Consider the following 21,351-nt stretch of genomic DNA (forward strand, 5'->3'; position numbering starts at 1 on the left):
ACAGATTAAATCCTAAAACGTCATTCAAAAATTAAACTTGCCATTATGAGTAAAGCGCAAAGATTGTTGCAAAAAGGGGTTATGCTGTGCAGTGCCCTCTTGTTGCTGGCAGTACAGCCCCACCTGGCTTGGGCACAGGCCACTAAAACGGTGACAGGGGTGGTGGTAGATGTACAGACCAACCAGCCGGTAGCAGGCGTGAGTGTAAAAGTGAAGGGAACTGCCGGCGGCACTTCGACCAATGAAAAAGGACAGTTTACGATCACAATACCCGACAATGGAGTGCTGGAGATCAGTAGTGTGGGGTATGAGAAACAGGAAATAGCACCCGATGGATCGGGCAGCCTGCAGGTAAAGCTGGCGGTGGTGAACCAGCAGTTGAATGATGTAGTGGTGGTAGGATATGGCACCCAGCGCAAAGGATCGCTGACGGGCGCGGTCACCACCGTAGGCGCCAAAGCGTTCCAGGACAGGGGCCCGGTGGCCAGTCCGCTGGCTGCTTTGCAGGGGCAGGCGCCGGGCGTTACGGTTACCCGCAACTCTTCGCAGCCTGGTCGTGAAAGCTGGAGTTTCCTGATCAGGGGCAATTCTTCGGTGAATGGTACGGAACCACTGGTGATCGTAGATGGATTGACACTTCCGAATGTGGGAGCGCTGAATTCATTCAACCCGGCTGACATTGAAAATATTACTTTCCTCAAGGATGCCGCCGCGGCTTCCATTTATGGATCCAGGGCGGCAGGCGGTGTTGTACTCATTACCACCAAAAGGGCCAAAACAGGCAAACCTACCATCCAATACAATGGTTCGGTAAGCCGTAAAATAGTAGGCCTGCAACCCAAGCTTACAGATATCACTGGCTGGGGTCCTATGATGAAAGAAGCGAGGGCCACGGATGGCTTTCTGCCCAGCGATATCTGGTACAACTATGCCGATATGGCCATCTATGCCGTGCAAAATAATAAGCAATGGCTTTCCAAAGCAGATGCCACAGCGCTTGGGTACGGTATGAACTTTACGGATGTAAAAGACTTCGTGTTTTTTCCCGGCACCATGCAGGATGTGCTGTGGGGTGATGCCACTTCCACAGAACACCAGGTAAGCATGGCTGCCAAAGGCGAACGCTCGGGCTACCGGCTCTCCCTGGGTTATCTCGACGATGGGAGCCTGCTGCAGGTAGGAAAGAACTCGAATAAGCGGTACAACCTGCGTCTCACGCACGATTACCAGTTCTCCAGCGCCTTTAAACTGGAAAGCAATATCTCCCTGGAAAAAAATGACATCATACAACCCGCCAATATCGGCGGGGTGCTCAACAATGGCATACAACCAGGCATGCCCACTTCTACCATCGATGGTAAACCTTTTGTATGGGGATCAGGCATTGCCAATGCGGCTCCCAATAATATTGCCGATTATGGTGGTGATGGAAAAGAGATGAATACGCGCCTCAATGCCAATTTCAACCTCACCTGGAACCTGGCCAAACACCTGAAAGCCGTAGGTTCTGCCGGTTATTATTATAGTAATACGGATTATAGAACACAGGAAAACCTGATCAACTTTTATGATTACAGCGGAAAATCACTTATTTCTTCCCTGGCTCCCTCCGGTAGCGGCAGGAGTTTTTACCAACGTGGCAACCGCAAGGAAGCCTATTATAACCTGAATGGCTATGTAGAATATGCCAATTCATTTGGCAAGGACCGGGAACATGACCTGAAAGCCATGGTAGGCGCACAATATGAAAGACAGGAGCTGAACCTGTTTTCTGCCAAAACCCTCGATGTGGTCAATGGCGTACCGCCGTCATTAAGCCTGAGTTATGGTGATCCTACTACCAAAACAGTAGGTGAGACGCAGAACCATTATGCCCTGGCTGGTTATTTTGGCCGGGTGAACTATGTGTTCCGCAATAAATACCTACTGGAAGTAAACGGTCGCTATGATGGTTCTTCCAAATTCAGCGCCGACAACCGCTGGAAATTATTCTACGGTGTATCTGCCGGCTGGCGCATCAACCGCGAGAAATTTATGGAGAACCTCCCGTTCATCAACGACCTGAAGCTGCGGGCATCTTACGGAAGTGTAGGCAACCAGAGCGGTATCGGCTTGTATGATTATATCTCCCTGCTCAACCTGGCTTATTCTACTGGTCCCGGCAGTTCCGGCTTTCCCATCATCGGCAATAGCCCGGTGGTGAGGATCGCGCCGGGTGGCCTGGTCGCTTTCGACAGGACCTGGGAAAAAGTGGAGACCAGCAACCTGGCCCTGGATTTTGCAACCCTGGGCAGTCGCCTGAGTGGTACCGTTGAATATTTTGTGAAGAACAATAACAATATGTTGATCTCCCGCACCTATCCTGCCGTACTGGGCGCAGGCGCTCCGGCAGGTAATAACGGACACCTCAGTACCAATGGTTGGGAGCTGTCCCTGAACTGGCGTGATAAGACCGGCAAACTGGGCTACAATGTGGGCGGCAATATTTCCCGCTACACCAATAAACTGGTAAGCTTTGGCGGACAGAAAGTGATATCCACCAATAACCGGGGTTTGAACAGTGCGGTGGAAGGTTATCCGATCAATTCTTATTTCGGTCTTGTATATGCCGGTCGTATCCAAACACAAAAGGAATTGGAGGATTACCTGAAACTGGTACCTAATAACAATATTGGTATGCCCAACGGCGGTGCTGCTGCACAAGCCAATAACCGCCTGGCGCTGGGTGATAATATGTACAAGGACATGAATGGCGATGGCAAGATCACTTTCCCCGAAGATGCCGTGGCCCTGGGTACCGATGATCCCCGTCTTACCTTCTCCTTCAATGCAGGCGCAGAATGGAATGGCTTTGACCTGAATATCATTTTCCAGGGAGTAGGAGAGCGTACGATTGTACGTGATGGCAACTGGCGCATACCCGCCGCGGTGGTATTCCAGGCGCAGAATGCCGCTTTCCGGGATAAATGGTGGACACCCACGCGTACAGATGCTTACTATCCCCGCATCTCTACTACGGGTACCATCAACAACTACAATTACTTCCCCTCGGATTGGGTAGCTGAGAACGGCGCTTACCTGCGTCTTAAGAACCTGGTGATCGGTTATACCCTGCCTGCTGCCATTACCAATAAGGCCCATATTCAGCGCCTGCGGTTCTACGTATCCGGTAATGACCTGTGGGAGAGCACGAAGATCCGCGATGGCTGGGACCCCGAAGCTTCCAGAAATGTGGCCAATTCGGGAGATAGTCAGAACGGCAACCAAAGTACTTTCAGTGGCAGGTATCCCTTCTACCGTTACCTCACCTTTGGCGCAAACCTAACTTTTTAATGTAAGCACGCAGACATATGAAAAAGACACTCCTAAAATATACAGGTATTCTGACGGCACTCACCCTCTTTATGCAGGTAAGCTGTAATAAGCTGGTAGACCTGAAGCCCATCAATGAAATATCCGATGTGGATTACTGGAAAAGCGCCGATCAATATAAACTGGCGGCCAATGAATTTTATACTTACCTGATCTCCTTTGGGCAGGTATTGTACGATCCGTTTGGCGCCAATTCCAACGGCGGCTCCCCGCATTCTGATCTCCGGGCCGACCTCACCTATAATATCAATGTGTTCAGCAATGGCAATAACCCGCTGATCATTACTGATGGTAACTGGAATACCGGGTTTACCAGGCTGCGGGCGATCAATTATTTGCTGGATAAATCTACTAAGTATACCAATGCTCCAGAGATCGCACAATATGTAGCGGAAGCGAAGTTCTTTCGCGCCTATGTATATTTCGATCTCCTGCAGCAGTATGGCGCCGTGCCGATCATTCAAAAGCCGCTCGATGTATCTTCTCCGGAATTGATGGCGGCACGCAATACCCGCGATGAAGTAGTTGACTTTATTGTGAAAGACCTGGAAGAGGCTATTACCGTGCTGCCTGTAGAAACGGCATTGGGCGCAGCGAATAAAGGACGCATCAGCGCGGGTGCAGCCCAGGCCTTCCTGGGCAGGGTCACCTTATACGAAGGCACCTGGCAAAAGTTCAGGAATGGCAATGCCGGGCGCTACAATGGTTTGCTTGATAAATCCATTGCCGCCAGCAATGCGGTGATAGCCGCGCCGGATTACCAGTTGTTTGCACCTGCTATTTTAGGCGATTCAGCGCTGAAATATCTGTTCATCCTCGAAGATGAAAAGAGTAACCCCGCCGGATTGAATAAATCCACCAACAAGGAATATATACTGGCCAACCGCTATTCCTTTACCCAGCGGCAGATCAGGCAAAACGTTACGCATACCTTTTGGGGTTATGGCCTCACCAAAAAGTTTGCCGACCTGTTCCTGAGCGAAGATGGCCTGCCCATCGATAAATCGCCTTTGTTCCAGGGCTATGCCCAGACCCGTTCTGAATACAGGCAGCGCGACCACCGGATGCTGTACATGATGGCGATCGACTCCAACTATTACTGGGATAATGAGAACCCTGGCGCTAGGACCACCTGGACGGGCGACGCCGCAGACATTGCCAGTTCACGAGGCCGTAACAACAATGCCACGGGCAGCGGTTACCGCAACCAGAAATGGGCGACGGAAAGAAGGCTGAATGATAATGAAGAAGGGTATGACTGGCCGGTGATCCGCCTGGCGGAAGTGTACCTCAATTATGCAGAGGCTGTCTTTGAACGCAACGAGACCATTGCCGATGCCGACCTGGATAAATCGCTCAACCTGGTGCGCAACCGGGTAAACAAAGCCATGCCCAAACTGAGTAATTCCCTGGTGAGTGCCAATAACCTCGATATGCGTACGGAGATCAGAAGGGAAAGGACCATTGAATTGTTCCTGGAAGGTTTCCGCCTGGATGATCTGAAGCGGTGGAAGACCGCCGAAACAGAAATGCCGATGAACCTGCTGGGCATAAAATGGAAGGGCACGCGCTGGGAAACACGATACCTGGTGAATGGCAATCCTCCTTTCCCGGTAGATGCCAATGGCAACCTGATCCTGGAAACGGGCAGGAAATGGTCAGACAAGAATTACCTGCTGCCTGTGCCCACGCAACAAATACAACTGAACCCCAACCTGAAGCCAAATAATACCGGTTGGGAATAACCGTATCCAAAGGGTGGGTCGCCCATTAAGGGCGGCTCACCCTAACTACCCCCCAACAAAACATTCCATTCATCAAGTCGAATGCGTTCACATATGAAGATCAACACTTGCCTGTTTTCCTTTACCATCCTCTTCGGTTTGTCCATCCAAGCCCAGGAGATCAAATTGCCGGCTGCCTTTTCGCAGGCACACCCGCGTCTGCAGGTCAACAAAGCTGATAAGGATGCCATCAACCAGGCCATCCGCACTGGGGATGCCGCCCGCCGGGCTTTCGACCAGTTGAAGGCAGGCATTGATGTGTATGTAACGCGGCATGAAACAGACAGCAGCTGGATGGTATCACGCTTGCAGATGTATTGGAAAACGAAGTCTACCGAAGTATATATCCGGGGCGGCGTGTATGATCATGCAGAGGGAACAGCACCGGTGCCTACCGTGCGTTTCCCCGGTTCCAGAGGTGGTGTTACCGTATATGCAGCGCCCAAACTGGAAGACATCCTGCCCTATATGGATGATCCTCGTGGGGCCTACCTGATAAACCGGTCAAAACCTGGTCAACCCCTGGAGTGGACGGATATATCGAATACCAGTGGCATACTCGATGGCATCAATAAGAATATTATGGGCATGGCCAATACGGCTGCCCTGGTGTATTTTATTTCCGGCGAAGAAAAGTATGCCCGCTTTGCCTACGACCTTTTCAATACTTATATGACCGGTATGTATTACCGCCAACCGCCGAAGGATGTATCTCATGGTCATCATGAAACCATTGGCGGGCTATCCACCTTCGAAGTGATCCAGGAAACACCCATCATCAATAGCATCACCGGTATTTATGATTGCCTGTATGATTATATACAGCAAAAAGCGCCGGCCAATATGCCGGTGTATACGGCCGTACTGCGTAAATGGGCGGATGTACAAATTGATCATGGGGTGGCTTTCAACAACTGGGACCTTATTGAAGCCCGCAATATCCTGACCATTGCTTCGGTATTGGAAGACAATCACCAATACCCCGATGGAAAAGGCCGGCAGTATTATATCGATTTTGTACTTAATAAAAATGTAGAGCGGCAATGGTCGATCCGGAAACTGCTGGAAGGTTATGATGCGGATAACGGACTGTGGTCCGAATGTCCGGGTTATTCCATGGGCGTACTCGGTGATTTTACAGAACTGGTGAGGCGTTTTGACCGGCAGTTCCACCACGACCTGCTGCCCGATGTACCCATTCTACAAAAGGCCGTACTGGCTTCTGCGCAATACCTGTTTCCTAATGGTTTCTTCACTTCCTTTGGTGATTCTCATTATGGCCGACTGTCAACAGCGGGTGCGGCCAACCTGGTGGCCAATGCACAACAGCATGGCAAGAAAGAACAGGAAGCGATCTACACCCGCTACATTAAGACGATCAACGAACTGAATAGCCGCACAGGGCAGAGCACCAATGGTGCTGCCATACAACCCGGCAGAAAGGAAGGCCTGGCAGCTTTGTTGCCCGATGAGAACAATGTACTCAATGCATCTATAGCTCCCGGCCATATCAGTGATTATGTAACGCCCGTTTTTTCGGCACCCCATGTAAGTTATTTTGCTTTGCGCAATGGGTTTCATCCGGTGGATGGCCTCATGGTGGCTATGTCGGGCTCCAAAGGCAACCATATGCATGCGGGTGGTATCTCCATGGAAATATTTGGCAAGGGTATGGTACTTGGCCCGGAAAGCGGGATCGGCACCAATTATTTCCAGCAGGATTATGCAGAATACTATTCACAGTTTCCGGCACACAATACCGTAGCTGTAGATGGCATATCGGCCTATCCGGTTATGAAAAGCAATCATGGTTTTGAGGTGAAGCATGCTTATCCTGCCTCCGGTGTAAAAGAAGGTTATTTCCCCGCTGTAAGTTTTGGTGATCTTATCTTCCTGGAACCGGAAACCCAATCGGATCAGGACCGCCTCACCAGCATCATCCGCACCAGCGATACCACGGGTTATTATGTTGATGTTTTCCGCTCCAAACGCCGCGATGGGAAAGATAAAATGCACGACTATTTCTACCACAATATGGGGCAGCAGGTAACGGTGAACGATGCCAGTGGCAAGCCCCTGGTAATGCAGCCAACGGAGGAACTATCCTTTAGCGGTGGTCACCTCTTTGCTTATGATTATTTCTGGGACAAGCAGTTTACCAATACCGCACAGGATGTAAAAGCTGTGTTCAATCTTGCTATGCCCGGCAAAGATGCTATGCAGATGAATATGTGGATCAAAGGAGCGGAGGGCCGGAAAATATTTTCGGTAAAAGCGCCTAAGTCCAGATCGGTAGATAGGATGGGCCTGCCGGAATCCATTGCCGAATTGCCCTTGCCTACTATTATAGCCCGTCAAAGTGGAGAAGCCTGGACAAAACCTTTTGTGGTGGTCTTTGAACCATCCACTACTGCACAACCGGCTTCCATCCGCTCAATACAATCTTTTACGCCAACCCAGGCGCCTGCCGGTTTCACCGGGCTGATCATCAGCGGCAAGGCAGGCGATCTGCAAACCATATTTGCCGATGCCGGTGGCCAACGGCTATTAACCCAGGAGGACAGGTCATTCCAGGGCACCTACGCGGTGATCAGTGAAGCAAAGGAAGGGTTGCAGTATTTATTCCTGGGCAACGGCCAGTCTGTAGCAAAAGGCGGCTACAGTATTAAAGCCCGTGCAGCCAATACGAGCGCCGCTTTGTGTCGTACGGCGCAGGGATGGTCTTTTACAGCCAGTGCACCGGTGACGATTACCTTGCCGGCAACCGCCCTGGCCGGTAAAACAACCATTACTTATACACGCGATAATAAAACCATTACCATTCCGGGTAAAAGAATGGTTCAAAACAAACAATCGGTATTTCAATTTGACTTGCCGGCGATGTCCTATACCAGCCTGCAATAAACCTTACACTCAATTAACGATTATGCAAGCCAGATCTACTTATTTTTTCATTGCCCTGCTGCTGCTCTGTCAGTGGTCCTCGGCGCAAACCGGGTTGCTGAACGATAGTTTCGCTACCGGTAATACCTACAATTGGAAAGCTGTTAGTGCAGGCTCCACCGGTCAGATCATAAACGGCCAGTTTGTGATCACGCCTGCACCGGCGTCCGGTAAATACCGGGGCGACTTTCAAAAAACAGGCGGTGTTACTTTTCACGCCGGTGCTTATCCCATTGTGGCGATCAAGATGAATAAGCCACCCCGTTGTAACTTCTTCTTCGATACCAACCTGGGTTCTTACAACGGCGCCAACAACAATGCTACCAAGATAGCCAGCGCCACCGGTAATATTTATTACTGGGACCTGTCTACAGGCAAACTGGGCACTACGGTGCTTTCTACTACCAGCCCTACCACGCTTAGTTTGTTCCAGTTTAAGATTGCCGACATTGTATATACCCAGGCTGAAATAGCCGCCAACGACATCAGTTATGAAATAGACTGGATCAAAACATTTGCTTCCGTGGCCGAGCTGCGGGCTGCTGTAGGGGTCACTAATCCGCCCAGCTTTTCTTTTACCGGTCAGTTTGCGCATCCGGGTTTGTTGCACAATGCTGCTGATCTGCAAAGGATAAAAGGTTTTGTTGCCAATCAATATGGCCGGCCTTACCAGAGCTATCAGTTGCTGCTGGCTTCCAGCCGTTCCTCGGCCAGTTACAATATGGCCGGTCCTTTTCAATCCCTCACGCGTGATAATTCATTAACCGTAAATGGTGTGCCCGGCGGCACGGTAAAGGGTGGGGTGGAAAGTGATTTCCTGGCCGCCTATTACAATGCCCTGATGTATAATATTACGGGCAATGAGGCCCATGCCTTAAAAGCTACCCAGATCATTGATGCGTATGCAGCTACCACTGTAAATATTATTGGAGCAGATGCCGAACTGAACGGGCTGTATGGCTTTATGCTGGCCAATGCAGCCGAACTGATGCGCTACACCTACAGCGGCTGGTCACCACAAAAACAGGAGCAGGCCGGGGCCATGTTGCGGTCGGTATTCTATCCTGTATTACAAAACTTCAGGCCCTGTGGGCATGGCAACTGGGATATCATTTGCATGAAAGCCCTGATGGCCATTGCCATCTATAGCAACGACACTACCATGTTCAACCGCGTGGTCAATTACTTTTACCATGGCGAAGGCAATGGCAGCATCGACAATTATGTATTGACCGCTGCCGGTCAGTTGCAGGAAAGCAACCGCGATCAGCCGCATACCATGCTGGCCCTTGGCTCCCTGGCTGAGCTGTCAGAAATGGGATTGAAGCAGGGTGTTGATCTTTATGCTGCTTCCGGCAATGCGATCATGCGCGGCTATGAGTACACTTCCAAATACAATCTTGGTTTTACCGTAGACTATCAGACGGCCTATGATTATTGCGAAAAGAACTATGCCGATTATACACCGGAAGCTATTTCTCCCAATGGTCGTGGTTCCTTCAGGGCTGTCTTTGAAATAGCGTACAACCATTATGTTTACCGCAAGGGGCTGCAAATGCCCTATACCCTGAAGGTGATGAATGTGATGGGGCCGGAAGGCGCACCGTTCGGGGCCGACAATCCTGGCTACGGCTCTTTATTCTTTTACCTCAACAATGCGCCTGATCATCCGATCGATACAACAGCCCTGCCGGTGGATACCACCCTGGGGTTGATCAATGACAACTTCACCACTACGGCCGATGGCTGGGCCGCTGTGACCAGCGGATCAACAGCCACGGTACAGAATGGTCAACTGGTGATCACCCTGGTAACCCAGTCGAATGGCAAGAAGCGGGGCGATGTAAAGAAGACGGCTGGCGCCAGTTTGTTCACACCCAACTATCCCATACTGGCCATCAAATTGAAAAAGCCGGCGGCCGTGAACCTTACTTTCGATACCAACCTCGGCGCTTATGGCAATGGCGCCAACAAATGGACGGGCAAGGTAGGGGAGGATGTCTATTATTATGACCTTACCAGGGTTGGTTTTGGTCCCGGACCGCAATTCCTGTCAACCGCTGCGCCTACTACCTTGTCAACTTTTCAGTTTAAAGTAGCCGACGTGAGCTCTGGCGAGGCCAGCTATGCAGTAGACTGGGTTAAAACAGTAAAGACCGTGGCCGACCTGGAAAACCTGGTGCCACATATTGCACAAAACATCAGCTTCGATCCCTTGCCGGCAGCCCTGCTGGGAGATACCGCCAGGCAGCTGGGCGCCGTGGCCAGCTCTGGTTTGCCGGTGGCTTATACCAGTTCCGATACGACGGTGGCTGCAGTGGTGGATGGTGTGGTGACGATCAAACAGGCGGGTACTACCACCATTACGGCCAGCCAGCCGGGTGATGCTGCTTACCTGGCTGCAACACCTGTGGTACGCACCCTCACCGTATCACCCCTGCATGTAACCGTTCAACACCTGGATGGAGACCAGGGAGCGATTGCCAACAACAGCATCCGTCCTTACCTGCAATTGGTGAATGAGGATACCCTGGCGGTAGCCTATGGTGAACTGACGGCCCGCTATTGGCTTACGGCAGAGAACTTTGCCGGTATCAATACCTGGATCGATTACGCGCAATTGGGCAATAGCAAGGTGGCCATGAAATATGTACCATTGAGTGTACCCCGCGCAGGCGCTTACGGATATATTGAATATGCCTTTGATCCATCGGCAGGCATCCTGCTGCCGGGCAATACCTCAGGACCTATACAGTCGCGCATGGCCAATACCGATTGGTCGGCCCTGCAGGAAACAGATGATTATTCCTATGCAAACAATACAGCGTATGCCGGCAACAGCCATATCACCTTGTACCGCAATGCAGTGCTGGTATGGGGTGAGGAGCCGGCTGCCGCAGCGCCACAGGTAATGGTGAAAGCCTGGTCATCGGCACAGAGCAGCGGGCAGCAGACCATCAGTACTTATCTCACCCTTAACAATGAAGGCAATATGCCGGTAGCTTATGGCGACCTGTCTGTGCGCTACTGGTTTACCGCAGAGGGTGCTGCCCCGCTCAATGCCTGGATCGATTATGCCAGGCTGAGCAGCAGCAATATCCTGCGCAGTTTCCATGCCGTAACACCAGCATTGGCCGGTGCCGATCAGTATTTAGAGATCAGGCTTAATCCCGCGTTGGGCAACTTATATCCTGCCAGCAGTACAGGCAATATCCAGTACCGCATCGCCAAATCAGATTGGTCGGTCTTTACGCAGGCCAACGATCATTCCTACACAGCGCCTGCGCCATTGGCAGTCAATGATCATATCACCGTTTATTATAAAGGCGAGCTGATCTATGGAACAGCACCCGGTGCTGAACTGCTGACCAACAGCGGCCATCAGCAGGCAACGAATACTGCAGACAAAACAGACATCAGCACAGCTGCCCAACAGCAGGTGGTCTTGTTTCCCAATCCTGCCACCGGTAATTTAAACATCCGCCTGGGCAAACCCGAACAGGGCGCACAGGTGCAGGTATATACGTTGAAAGGACAACTGCTGCTGAAACAAAGGATCACCGGCACCAGTCATACGATCTCTTTGCAGGGCTTGCCGGTGGGTATGTACAATGTGGAGGTACGCAACGGAACGATGGTGACAACGAAGCTGGTATTTAAAAACTGATGGATCTGGCACCCTGAGCTTGTTGAAGGGCCGTCTTCAGGGTGAGCCGCCCTCAAAGGGCGACCCACCCTCAAAGGGTGACCCACCCTCAAAGGGTGACCCACCCTCAAAGGGTGACCCACCCTTAAAGGGCGACCCACCCTGAAGACAATATGTAATCAGGAAACACAAAATAATAAAGTGGATGAAAGTGAACAAGTGTATAGTATGGATGAGCGTAATAGCCGGATGGTTGTTGACGGGTTGCTCTACCGGGCAGCCGGTGCAGGCCGATAAAGAACTGGACTATTGTGTTACCCAGCTATCTAAAACGATCCGTACCTTATCTGATCCCAACCGTTTACCACGCAGTATCGCCCGGGGGAAAAAGGATTGGCGTTTTGTAGGTTACCGCGACTGGACCAGCGGCTTTTGGCCTGGCTTGTTGTGGTATGCTTATGAATACACGCATGATGAACAATGGAAACAACAGGCCGGCCTTTATTCCGCCGCCTTATTTCCCCTGGTAGATTCTGCCGCTATCGATCATGATCTCGGTTTCCAGGTGTATTGCAGCATGGGCAATGGATACCGCTTAACGCAGGATAGCACGTACAAAACAATATTGTTGCGGGCGGCAGATAGTTTGTCCAAACTCTTTAATCCCAAAGTAGGCACCATCCTTTCCTGGCCGCGCGCGGTGCCCGGTACCGACTGGCCATTGCGGCACAATACGATCATGGACAATATGATCAACCTGGAACTCTTATTTTGGGCCGCTAAAAATGGTGGCGGCCAACAGCTCTATGATATGGCCGTGCGGCATGCGGAAACAACGATGCACAACCATTTCCGTCCGGATTATACATCTTATCACGTAGTAGTTTATGATACCGCCACCGGACAGAAGCTGAGGGGCATTACCCACCAGGGCTTTTCTGATAGCAGTATGTGGGCCAGGGGACAATCCTGGGCCATCTACGGTTATACCATGGTGTACCGCGAAACAAAGGACCCCCGGTTTCTCGACTTTGCCCAGCAGGTAACCGATGTATACCTGGCGAGGCTGCCGGAAGATGGGGTGCCTTATTGGGATTTTGAGGCGCCGGATATTCCCCAGGCGCCCAGGGATGCCTCGGCGGCAGCGGTGACGGCTTCCGCTTTGCTGGAGTTGTGCACCTTCGTAACAGACACTGCCAAAGCCAACCTGTACAGGACAAAAGCAATAGCCATGCTGGCTGCTCTTTCTTCTGACAAATACCAGAGCCGGGAACAGAACAATGCTATGCTGTTGCACAGCACCGGGCACTTGCCCAATGGCGGTGAAATAGATGCATCGATCATTTACGCAGATTATTATTATATGGAAGCATTGCTTCGTTTGAAGAAACTAAAAGAAGGAGGATTGAAATGATTCATGGTAAAGCTTTATTGTTGATAGCAGGTATTAGTGGGATAGGAGGTAGTAGTTTGGCGCAAAATATACTGGAAGAAACTAGGTTCAATGTGCGCTCCCCGGATAACAATATCACCGTACAGTTTTACCAGAAACAATTGTCGCCCGGTAAAAAGGAAATGTATTACCAGCTTAGTTACAAGAACAAACAGGTGATACAGGAATCTGTGCTGGATATACAACTGGACAATAACCTGTCGGAGCGCGCGATGGCCTTACCCGTAGACCGGCACGAAAAATGGTGTGAGAACCTGCTGGTGAAGAAAGCTACGACGGTAGCAAGGGATACTACCTGGCAACCACCCTATGGCGAAAGCAGCAGCATACGCGATCATTACAACGCGCTGATCGTTGACCTGGTGAAGGACGACAATCCCATTTATCCGATGCAGGTGGAGATACGCGCTTACAATGAAGGTGCTGCGATCCGCTACTTCTTCCCGGAAAATGTAAAAGGCACTTATTACCGGGTGATGCAGGAGAACACTTCCTTTACCTTGCCCGAAGGCACGCTGGCCTGGCATGCTTCCTGGGCGCAGGCGCCGTATAAACTATTGCCCCTGCGTAACTGGCCTGATGAAAGTGAAAGACCGCTCACACTGAAGCTACCCGATGGGAGGTATGCCTGCCTGGCGGAAGCCGGCATGACAGACTATGCACGCACCAAGTTCAAACTGAGTGCTACAAAGCCACATACCATTGTGACCAGTATGTATACCCCGGCCGACCTGATCTCGCCATTTGGTACACCCTGGCGGGTGATCATGGTAGGAGAAAAACCGGGCGACCTGGCAGTCAACAACCAACTGCTGCTGAACCTCAATGAACCTTCCAGGATCAAGGACGTTAGCTGGATAAAGCCGGGCAAGATCATGCGGGTAATGACGCAGACCACCGCAGATGCGAAAGCCAATATTGATTTTGCGGTGAAGCACAACCTGCAATACATCCTCTTCGATTGGAAATGGTATGGCCCTGCTTTTAGTTTTTCATCGGATGTTACCAAGGTAGCCATCCCTGATCTTGACCTGCCCGGCATCATTCAATATGGAAAAGAAAGAGGAGTTGGGGTATGGTTGTATGTGAACCTGCAGGGCTTGTATGCGCAATCAGATTCTTTGTTCCGCGTGTACAAACAGTGGGGCGTGAAAGGGGTGAAGTTTGGTTTTGTGCAGGCCGGTTCTCACCGGTGGACCACCTGGCTGGAAGAGATGTTTAAAAAGGCTGCCGCCAACGAGATCATGGTGAATGTGCACGATGACTGGCGGCCTACCGGCGAGCAAAGAACCTGGCCCAACCTGATGACCGCCGAAGGTGTCCGGGGTAATGAGGAAATGCCCGATGCTACGCACAACACCGTATTGCCCTTTACCCGGTACATAGCCGGCGCGGCTGATTATACAATATGTTATTACGATACAAGGATCAAGACCACCCATGCACATCAGCTGGCATTGGCAGCCATCTATTACAGTCCCCTGCAAACCTTGTACTGGTACGACAAACCTGCGATGAGCAACAATGAGCCGGAACTGTCTTTCTGGGACCATATTCCCGTGAGCTGGGATGAGACAAAGATATTGCAGGGGGCGCCGGGTGAATACATTACCACGGCCCGGCGCAAGGGAGCGGAGTGGTTCGTAGGCACCATCACCAACAATGACGCAAGGATCGTAAAAATTTCCTGCAGCTTTTTACCCAAAGGAAAAAAGTATATGGCTACCATCTATTCCGATGCCCCCCTGGTAAGAACCAACACAAAAGTAAAAGTGGAAGAACGGACAATAGATGCCTCCACGGTATTAGAAGTAAAACTATTGCCCTCCGGCGGACAGGCCATTTGGATCAAATGAGTACCATAAATGATAATCTATCTATGAAAACGGAATATGTAGTAGGAGCTGATATTGGGGGCACGCATATCTCAGCGGGATTGGTGAACCTCGTTACCAAAACAATGGCGCCTGGATCGGTGGTGCGCAGAACAGTAGATCCCCATGCACCTGCCCGGGATATTATAGCCGCCTGGCATGCAGCCATACGGGAACCGGCCCGTTTTTTTGAGGGCGGTCTGTACCGTGTGGGCATTGCCATGCCCGGCCCTTTTGATTATGCCAAGGGTATTTCCCTGATCCGGGGATTTAATAAATACGAGTCGCTCTATCAGCTGCCTGTAAAAGAAATGCTGGCGCAGCAACTGGGTATACCTGCTGCCGATATCCAACTAAAAAATGATGCGGCGGCTTTTCTGCAGGGAGAAGTGTTTTGTGGCGCTGCGATGGGTTATGATAAAGCAGTGGGCATTACACTGGGTACTGGTCTGGGTTCAGCCAGGACTATCGGGGACGATACGGAAGAAGGGACGCTGAATGTATTACCCCTGCACAATGGTATTGCTGAAGATTATATTTCTACCCGTTGGTTTCTAAAAAGATATGCCGAACTTACAGGATATGAGTTGCAGGATGTGCGGGCTTTGACAGAGAAACTGGCGTACGATGCCCATGCCGGCCAGGTATTCCGGGAATTTACCGCCAACCTTGCCACGGTACTCCGGCAGTTTATAACGGAAGAGCAACCGGCCATAGTAGTTATAGGAGGAGGTATCGCCAATGCCTTTGAGGTATTTTATTCCGGGCTCAGTGCACTGCTCACGGGCAAGACCGGTCATACGGTGATCAGGCAGTCAGCGCTGGGTGAATCAGCCGCCATGATCGGGGCCGCCAGTATTTTTGGTAAGAAGCCCGCTTCGTCAACTGTATAGATCATAACCCAATCGTTCATCATAACAATCAATATATGCAGGTTTCCGTCAACACAGCATCTACCGGGCCGTCAACTACTGGCCAATCTTTTTCCGGCAATCTGGTAGGGATCTCCCTGATCGCCGCGCTGGCCGGTTTCATTTTTGGATTTGATACCGTGGTGATCTCAGGCGCCAATCTTCCCATTAAAGAGCTTTGGCATACCACTCCCTGGTTCCACGGTTTTTTTATTATGTCCATGGCCCTGTGGGGAACCGTGGTAGGCGCTTTATTGGGTGGCATTCCCACGCAGCGTTATGGCAGAAAAAAAGTATTGCTGTGGATCGGTATCTTCTTTAGCGTTTCGGCCCTGGGCTCTGCGTTGGCACAGGACCCCTATACTTTTTCTTTTTTCCGTTTTGTCGGTGGGTTGGGCATTGGCATTTCTTCAGTGGCTGCGCCCACCTATATCTCTGAAATTTCTACGCCTGCCACCCGGGGACGGTTGGGCGCCATGTACCAGTTCAATATTGTGTTTGGCATATTGATCGCTTTTCTTTCCAATTACTTTTTCAAAGGCATGGGTGGCGCCAATGACTGGCGCTGGATGCTGGGTGTGATGGCCCTGCCTTCCCTGATATATACTTTTATGGTGGTGGGCATCCCGGAAAGTCCCCGGTGGTTGTTGGCCAAAAAGCAGGACGAAGCAACGGCCAGACAAGTATTGAAGCGGCTGGGCGTTGCCAATGTGGAGGCAGAGATCGCTTCTATTGTAGCAGGCATGCAACATGAAAAGGCTGCGGGCAACCCTTCAGGGTTCTTCAGTACCCGGTACAAGACCATATTGTGGCTGGCATTTATGGTGGCATTTTTCAACCAGTGGTCGGGTATCAACTTCATTTTATACTATGCCCCGGAAATATTGGAAAGGGCTGGACTGGCAGCCAAAGAATCGTTGCTGAACTCCATTGCTATCGGCGGCACCAACCTGCTGTTTACCTTTGTAGGTCTATACCTGATCGACCGGGTAGGCAGAAAGACCTTGTTGATCATCGGTTCGGTGGGGTATATTATCAGTCTTGCCATGGTGGCCTGGTCTTTTTATGCCGGCGCAGGCCCTGGCTTGTTAATGACCTTTCTCTTACTCTTTATTGCTTCCCACGCAGTAGGGCAGGGTGCTGTCATTTGGGTATTCATCTCCGAGATATTTCCCAATAAAGTGCGGGCCATGGGCCAGTCATTCGGCGCCAGCACCCATTGGGTCTTTGCAGCGATCATCACTTTGATCACTCCTGTTTTCCTCGATGCAGACAATGGAATATTCAAAGACAATCCCTGGCCCATCTTCGCCTTCTTTGCTTTCATGATGGCCCTGCAACTCATCTGGGTGCTTACCAGGGTGCCGGAAACAAAGGGTGTGTCATTGGAAGACCTTGAGAAAAAATTAGTCAAGGAATAAGCCGCCATGAAGATGATCCGTACCCCGTTGTTCAAATGTCTTTATTTACTTGTTTGTACCTGCCTGTTCGTAATAGTAGCCGGCCAGTCAATAATGGCGCAATCATCAATAAAGCAGGGCCGCTATAATTTCTCAGCTGTGCCCGCAACAGATAAGGAGCACAGCAGTTTAAAAGCCTATCCTGCGCCGGCAGGAGTGGAACAAAACACTGACTTCACCGTGCGTGTGCGTCTACCCGGGCAGTCCTGGCAGGACTTGCCGGCATACCTGGTGAAGGTAGATCAGGTACAGGGCACCAGTCATACAGTGGAACATGCTTGTATGAGCTATTTCGACTTTTCGGGGGAGGCAGAAGTGTCTGTGACGTTTAATAAAGGAAGGATTGAAGCCGCGCGTATCCGTCCGCTTTCCTATGGTATCCCGCACACCATTAAGGGCAATACCATCAGGTTTACACTGGCGAAGCCTGCTAATCTTTCTGTAGAAGTGAATGGCGATATCTTTCATAACCTGCACCTTTTCGCCAATCCCATCGATAGTTTTGTGGCCAACGCAACAGATACCAACCTCCTGTATTATGGAGCTGGTATTCATGAGCTGCCTGGAGGAAAACTACAGGTGCCTTCCGGTAAGACGGTTTACATAGCGGGAGGGGCGGTGATGAAAGGACAGGTGCTCATTGAGGGGGTGCGGAACGTGCGTGTGCTGGGCAGGGGGATGGTAGATCAGTCTGTAAAAATGGGTATACGGATAGCCAATGCCAGAAACGTGTTGGTAGAAGGACTCTTCGCCACCCAATGCGCCACAGGCGGTTCTGATTCCGTAACCATCCGCAATGTAAAGACCATGAGCTATTATGGCTGGGGCGATGGCATGAATGTGTTTTCGAGCAACAATGTATTGTTTGATGGGGTCTTCAACCGCAACTCTGACGATTGTACTACCGTGTATGGTACCCGCCTGGGTTTTACCGGTGGCTGTAAAAATATTACCATGCAGCATTCCACCCTTTGGGCTGATGTAGGCCATCCCATCCTGATAGGCACCCACGGCAATACCCCCAACCCTGAAGTGCTGGAGAACCTTAATTACATCGACATCGATATCCTCGATCAGAAAGAGGCGCAGTTAAACTACCAGGGCTGTATGAGCCTGAACCCCGGCGACAATAACCTCATCAGGAATGTGCGTTTTGAGAACATCCGGGTAGAAGATTTCCGGCAGGGACAACTGGTGAACATCCGTGTATTTTACAATGCCAAGTATTGCACAGCGCCCGGGAGGGGCGTGGAGAATGTGCTGTTTAAGGACATCACTTATACCGGGAAGCAAGCTGAAGTTTCCATCATTGCCGGTTATGATGAAAACCGCAAAGTAAAGAATATCATCTTTGAGAACCTCCGGATCAATGGCCGGCTCATTACCGATGATATGCCCGGTAAACCGAAATGGTACAATACCGGCGACATGGCCCGTATATTTATCGGGGAACATGTGGAAGGGGTTGTGTTCCGGAGATCGGGTACGGATAAGTAGGGGCATATCATAAATTCGTGAGGGAAAACAGATTCAGTAAAAGTCAGTTTGCCGTGTTTGTGTTCAGACTCATTTTTGAAGGGGTATCCTCCAATCCTTTGGCCAGTAAATCCAGGCGGCGCATGCGTAAGTTCATGTGATGGAGTACTGCTTTTTCATAGTCGCTCGATTTGTCTCCCATCTTGCTAAAGAGTACCAACATCTCAATGAAAAGAAAGAATAATATCCAAAGCAACCAGAAACAGAGAGCAACGTAAGAGCCTGAAATAAGTTGTACCATTACCTTAAGTTCATCGAGGAAGCCGGTTTTCTCCTTTAGTTCTCGCTCCAGTTCTGGTCTTATATGAAGCAGGTCATTTTCTTTTCTGGCCTTTTGTTGACGCATGGCGCCTATTGCAGAGTCGATCGGTTGTATTAATGCTAATTTAGGATTAGGCATGCTTCCCCTTATTACGGTATTGGTATTGTGTGTGTCGAAAATCGTCGAATCCCTGCCTGTAGATCCTTTTACTTTGTTTTGCACAATCGTCTTCTGAACCTGAGTTGTAATAATAGGAATGGTAGGGTGAATGCCTATATCATCTATGTATCGCTTTTTTTCCTCCTCCTTGTTGTTGATCGTGGTATCCAAGGCCATGATCTGGCTTCTCAGTTCGGCCGTTTTAGAGGGCAGGATCAAATCTACCCGTTTAGAATTATAAGACACTTTCTCCAGTTCAATATCCTTTTCCAGCAGGATCTGATCGATAATGACAGCTCCTAAAATTGACATCATAAAAGCCAGGCAAAACCTGAAAATAAGGAGCCATTTTCCCGGATGGATGGAAAGGATGATCTGTTTCTCTACCTGTACAATGATGATAATGGCAATGATCCCTGCTGCCACAGAACCGCCTATTGAGGAGCCCAGGTATCGTTGGGCAAAGGTGAATCCGATGAAAAACCATAATATACAAACGATCAGCATGGCAGCTGTGTATTTTTTCACTGCCTTGAAGGCTGCTTCGCTACAGCCTTGAAGAATTTGGTAGTTGTAGCCGGTCAGAAAGCAGCCGAAACGCACCCATAAATTTCTCATATAATAGGATTAAAAGTTTCTATTTAAGATGGAGTGCCCCGAAATAGCTGCGAGGCCATTTCTAAAGCCCCGGGTATAGCTAATAATGATCCCATGGCCAACACCCTGGTTTTCTTTTGCCTGGTCTTCAATTTCGATTACCTGCCTGATATGACTCTCCGCGGTTTCTTTTTTGACGGTAAGTTCTTCCACGGTATCGATCATGCCAGTTCTGCTCCTGCTGACGATGTGGAAATTGATCTGCCTGATAAAGTCCTCGTAAAACGTCTTCACTTTCCGGATAGATCGTTCCAGGTCATTTTTTAGAGCAATCACGTTCTGGTCGAGGTGGGTGGTGTCGGGATTGATCAATGCGTCATTATACCCTTTGGATTCATAGTTTTTGTCCAGGAACTCATAGAGCTGGTGTATGCCACCATTCTGTTGATTGGCTGGTTTCGCTTCAGGCGGCGCTTTTTCGGGTTGTTCTTTTTCTATAAAGAGCTCTTCAGGTATGTCGGGCACGGCTTCAAGGGGTGAAGTGCCGTTATGGCCATTTCGTTGTTGCCGATTGAAAATGCTAAATAGTCCCATAGTATAGTTGTATTAAACGTTGACGGTTGGTACTTTGTATTTGTTATGACCCCGGCTGTGACAGGATTCGCAAAGCGTCATGAGCAGCTTGTCGGGATAGTCCCAGGGAAGGCGAAACCTTTGTTCGTTTACAATGAAATGATACTGGCGATGATGGACCTGCAATTCTTTGTCACTTTTGCAATGCACGCAACGATGCTGATCCCGGATCAGTATTTCTTTTCTTTTTGCCTTCCAGTTGGGATGGAATAATAATGCGCCATACGACCCGTGAGTGACTGTTGGCAGAGACTGGTCTTTTCCAGTAATAAGGTTGCCGTTATTTTGCTCGTTATCTCTTTGTATATAACGGCGATATGGGTCGTCGTCCTTAAACGCGAGGTACCGGTACGGAGAACTTGTTTGTGACATATGGATGATTGTATAAGGTGAGGTATTCAAATGCGCTGGACTGATCTTCTAATCTTCCCACTTACAAAGCGTTTTGCCTCTGTTGCGGGCTTCTTTGAGTGACAGACTGATGATAGCATGCCTGCAGTTGCTCAGGCCCCGGCAGGTGGCTTTGTAGTGATACCTGATGGCATTTTTGCTGTCGCACACATAGACCTTCGTTTCAGGGATAGAACATCCTGTTGTAAGGCAACCAATACAGAGTAATATTTTCAGGGATAAGGTGGTTCTCAAAGGTCAGTGATTAAGGAGGCTATTGGTTGTCTTAGTACATATGGCAGGGCCTGCAGCAATGAACACATCCATTTGC

13 protein-coding genes are annotated in these 21,351 nt (G+C 50.1%); 9 read left to right on the forward strand and 4 right to left on the reverse strand.

Annotated features, from left to right (window positions below; genetic code table 11):
* Positions 1-45: 45 nt before the first annotated feature.
* The 9 genes from D3H65_RS06220 (at position 46) to D3H65_RS06260 (ending at position 18,940) form a co-directional block, all read left to right on the forward strand.
* Positions 46-3,333, forward strand: coding sequence for a SusC/RagA family TonB-linked outer membrane protein (locus D3H65_RS06220; RefSeq protein WP_119049437.1), 3,288 nt, complete (start codon positions 46-48; stop codon positions 3,331-3,333).
* Between the two features lie 17 nt (positions 3,334-3,350).
* Positions 3,351-5,117 (forward strand): RagB/SusD family nutrient uptake outer membrane protein, encoded by a 1,767-nt coding sequence (locus tag D3H65_RS06225; protein ID WP_119049438.1) that lies wholly within the window; start codon positions 3,351-3,353, stop codon positions 5,115-5,117.
* A 93-nt stretch (positions 5,118-5,210) separates the two neighbouring features.
* Positions 5,211-8,060 carry a heparinase II/III family protein gene (locus D3H65_RS06230; protein WP_162915442.1) on the forward strand — a complete coding sequence of 950 codons (2,850 nt, stop codon included), beginning with the start codon at positions 5,211-5,213 and terminating at the stop codon, positions 8,058-8,060.
* A gap of 22 nt (positions 8,061-8,082) precedes the next feature.
* On the forward strand, positions 8,083-11,766 hold the full coding sequence (locus D3H65_RS06235; RefSeq protein ID WP_119049440.1) for a DUF4979 domain-containing protein: 3,684 nt from the start codon (positions 8,083-8,085) through the stop codon (positions 11,764-11,766).
* Positions 11,767-11,950: 184 nt separating this feature from the next.
* Positions 11,951-13,159 (forward strand): glycoside hydrolase family 88 protein, encoded by a 1,209-nt coding sequence (locus D3H65_RS06240; RefSeq protein ID WP_119049441.1) that lies wholly within the window; start codon positions 11,951-11,953, stop codon positions 13,157-13,159.
* A complete protein-coding gene (locus D3H65_RS06245) occupies positions 13,156-15,054 on the forward strand; it encodes a glycoside hydrolase family 97 protein (protein ID WP_119049442.1) in 1,899 nt (632 codons plus the stop codon). Before D3H65_RS06240 ends, D3H65_RS06245 begins: the two co-directional genes overlap by 4 nt.
* Before the next feature lie 23 nt (positions 15,055-15,077).
* Entirely contained in the window at positions 15,078-15,965 is an 888-nt protein-coding gene (locus D3H65_RS06250) for an ROK family protein (protein ID WP_162915443.1), read from the forward strand.
* Positions 15,966-16,000: 35 nt separating this feature from the next.
* Positions 16,001-17,404, forward strand: a complete 1,404-nt coding sequence (locus D3H65_RS06255; RefSeq protein ID WP_119049444.1) for a sugar porter family MFS transporter — start codon at positions 16,001-16,003, stop codon at positions 17,402-17,404.
* Positions 17,405-17,410: 6 nt separating this feature from the next.
* Positions 17,411-18,940: a glycosyl hydrolase family 28 protein gene (locus D3H65_RS06260; protein ID WP_245999690.1), complete on the forward strand. Its 1,530-nt coding sequence runs from the start codon at positions 17,411-17,413 to the stop codon at positions 18,938-18,940.
* Between the two features lie 43 nt (positions 18,941-18,983).
* Here the strand turns inward: D3H65_RS06260 and D3H65_RS06265 are convergent, their stop codons facing one another.
* Genes D3H65_RS06265 through D3H65_RS06280 form a run of 4 tightly spaced genes read right to left on the reverse strand, consistent with a single transcriptional unit; the run spans position 18,984 to position 21,275 of the window.
* On the reverse strand, positions 18,984-20,018 hold the full coding sequence (locus tag D3H65_RS06265) for a DUF4407 domain-containing protein (protein WP_119049446.1): 1,035 nt from the start codon (positions 20,016-20,018) through the stop codon (positions 18,984-18,986).
* Positions 20,019-20,027: 9 nt separating this feature from the next.
* Complete coding sequence (locus tag D3H65_RS06270; protein WP_119049447.1) at positions 20,028-20,591, reverse strand: hypothetical protein; 564 nt, start codon at positions 20,589-20,591, stop codon at positions 20,028-20,030.
* Positions 20,592-20,603: 12 nt separating this feature from the next.
* On the reverse strand, positions 20,604-21,002 hold the full coding sequence (locus tag D3H65_RS06275; protein WP_211345634.1) for an HNH endonuclease: 399 nt from the start codon (positions 21,000-21,002) through the stop codon (positions 20,604-20,606).
* Between the two features lie 48 nt (positions 21,003-21,050).
* A complete protein-coding gene (locus tag D3H65_RS06280; RefSeq protein WP_211345635.1) occupies positions 21,051-21,275 on the reverse strand; it encodes a hypothetical protein in 225 nt (74 codons plus the stop codon).
* Positions 21,276-21,351 lie beyond the last annotated feature (76 nt).

The organism is Paraflavitalea soli (genome assembly GCF_003555545.1).
In the GTDB taxonomy this organism is placed as follows: domain Bacteria; phylum Bacteroidota; class Bacteroidia; order Chitinophagales; family Chitinophagaceae; genus Paraflavitalea; species Paraflavitalea soli.

Coding starts and splice junctions, on each gene's coding strand:
- D3H65_RS06220 (WP_119049437.1), top strand. CDS start 46: ATGAGTAAAGCGCAAAGATTGTTGCAAAAAGGGGTTATGCTGTGCAGT.
- D3H65_RS06225 (WP_119049438.1), top strand. CDS start 3,351: ATGAAAAAGACACTCCTAAAATATACAGGTATTCTGACGGCACTCACC.
- D3H65_RS06230 (WP_162915442.1), top strand. CDS start 5,211: ATGAAGATCAACACTTGCCTGTTTTCCTTTACCATCCTCTTCGGTTTG.
- D3H65_RS06235 (WP_119049440.1), top strand. CDS start 8,083: ATGCAAGCCAGATCTACTTATTTTTTCATTGCCCTGCTGCTGCTCTGT.
- D3H65_RS06240 (WP_119049441.1), top strand. CDS start 11,951: ATGAAAGTGAACAAGTGTATAGTATGGATGAGCGTAATAGCCGGATGG.
- D3H65_RS06245 (WP_119049442.1), top strand. CDS start 13,156: ATGATTCATGGTAAAGCTTTATTGTTGATAGCAGGTATTAGTGGGATA.
- D3H65_RS06250 (WP_162915443.1), top strand. CDS start 15,078: ATGAAAACGGAATATGTAGTAGGAGCTGATATTGGGGGCACGCATATC.
- D3H65_RS06255 (WP_119049444.1), top strand. CDS start 16,001: ATGCAGGTTTCCGTCAACACAGCATCTACCGGGCCGTCAACTACTGGC.
- D3H65_RS06260 (WP_245999690.1), top strand. CDS start 17,411: ATGAAGATGATCCGTACCCCGTTGTTCAAATGTCTTTATTTACTTGTT.
- D3H65_RS06265 (WP_119049446.1), bottom strand. CDS start 20,018: ATGAGAAATTTATGGGTGCGTTTCGGCTGCTTTCTGACCGGCTACAAC.
- D3H65_RS06270 (WP_119049447.1), bottom strand. CDS start 20,591: ATGGGACTATTTAGCATTTTCAATCGGCAACAACGAAATGGCCATAAC.
- D3H65_RS06275 (WP_211345634.1), bottom strand. CDS start 21,002: ATGTCACAAACAAGTTCTCCGTACCGGTACCTCGCGTTTAAGGACGAC.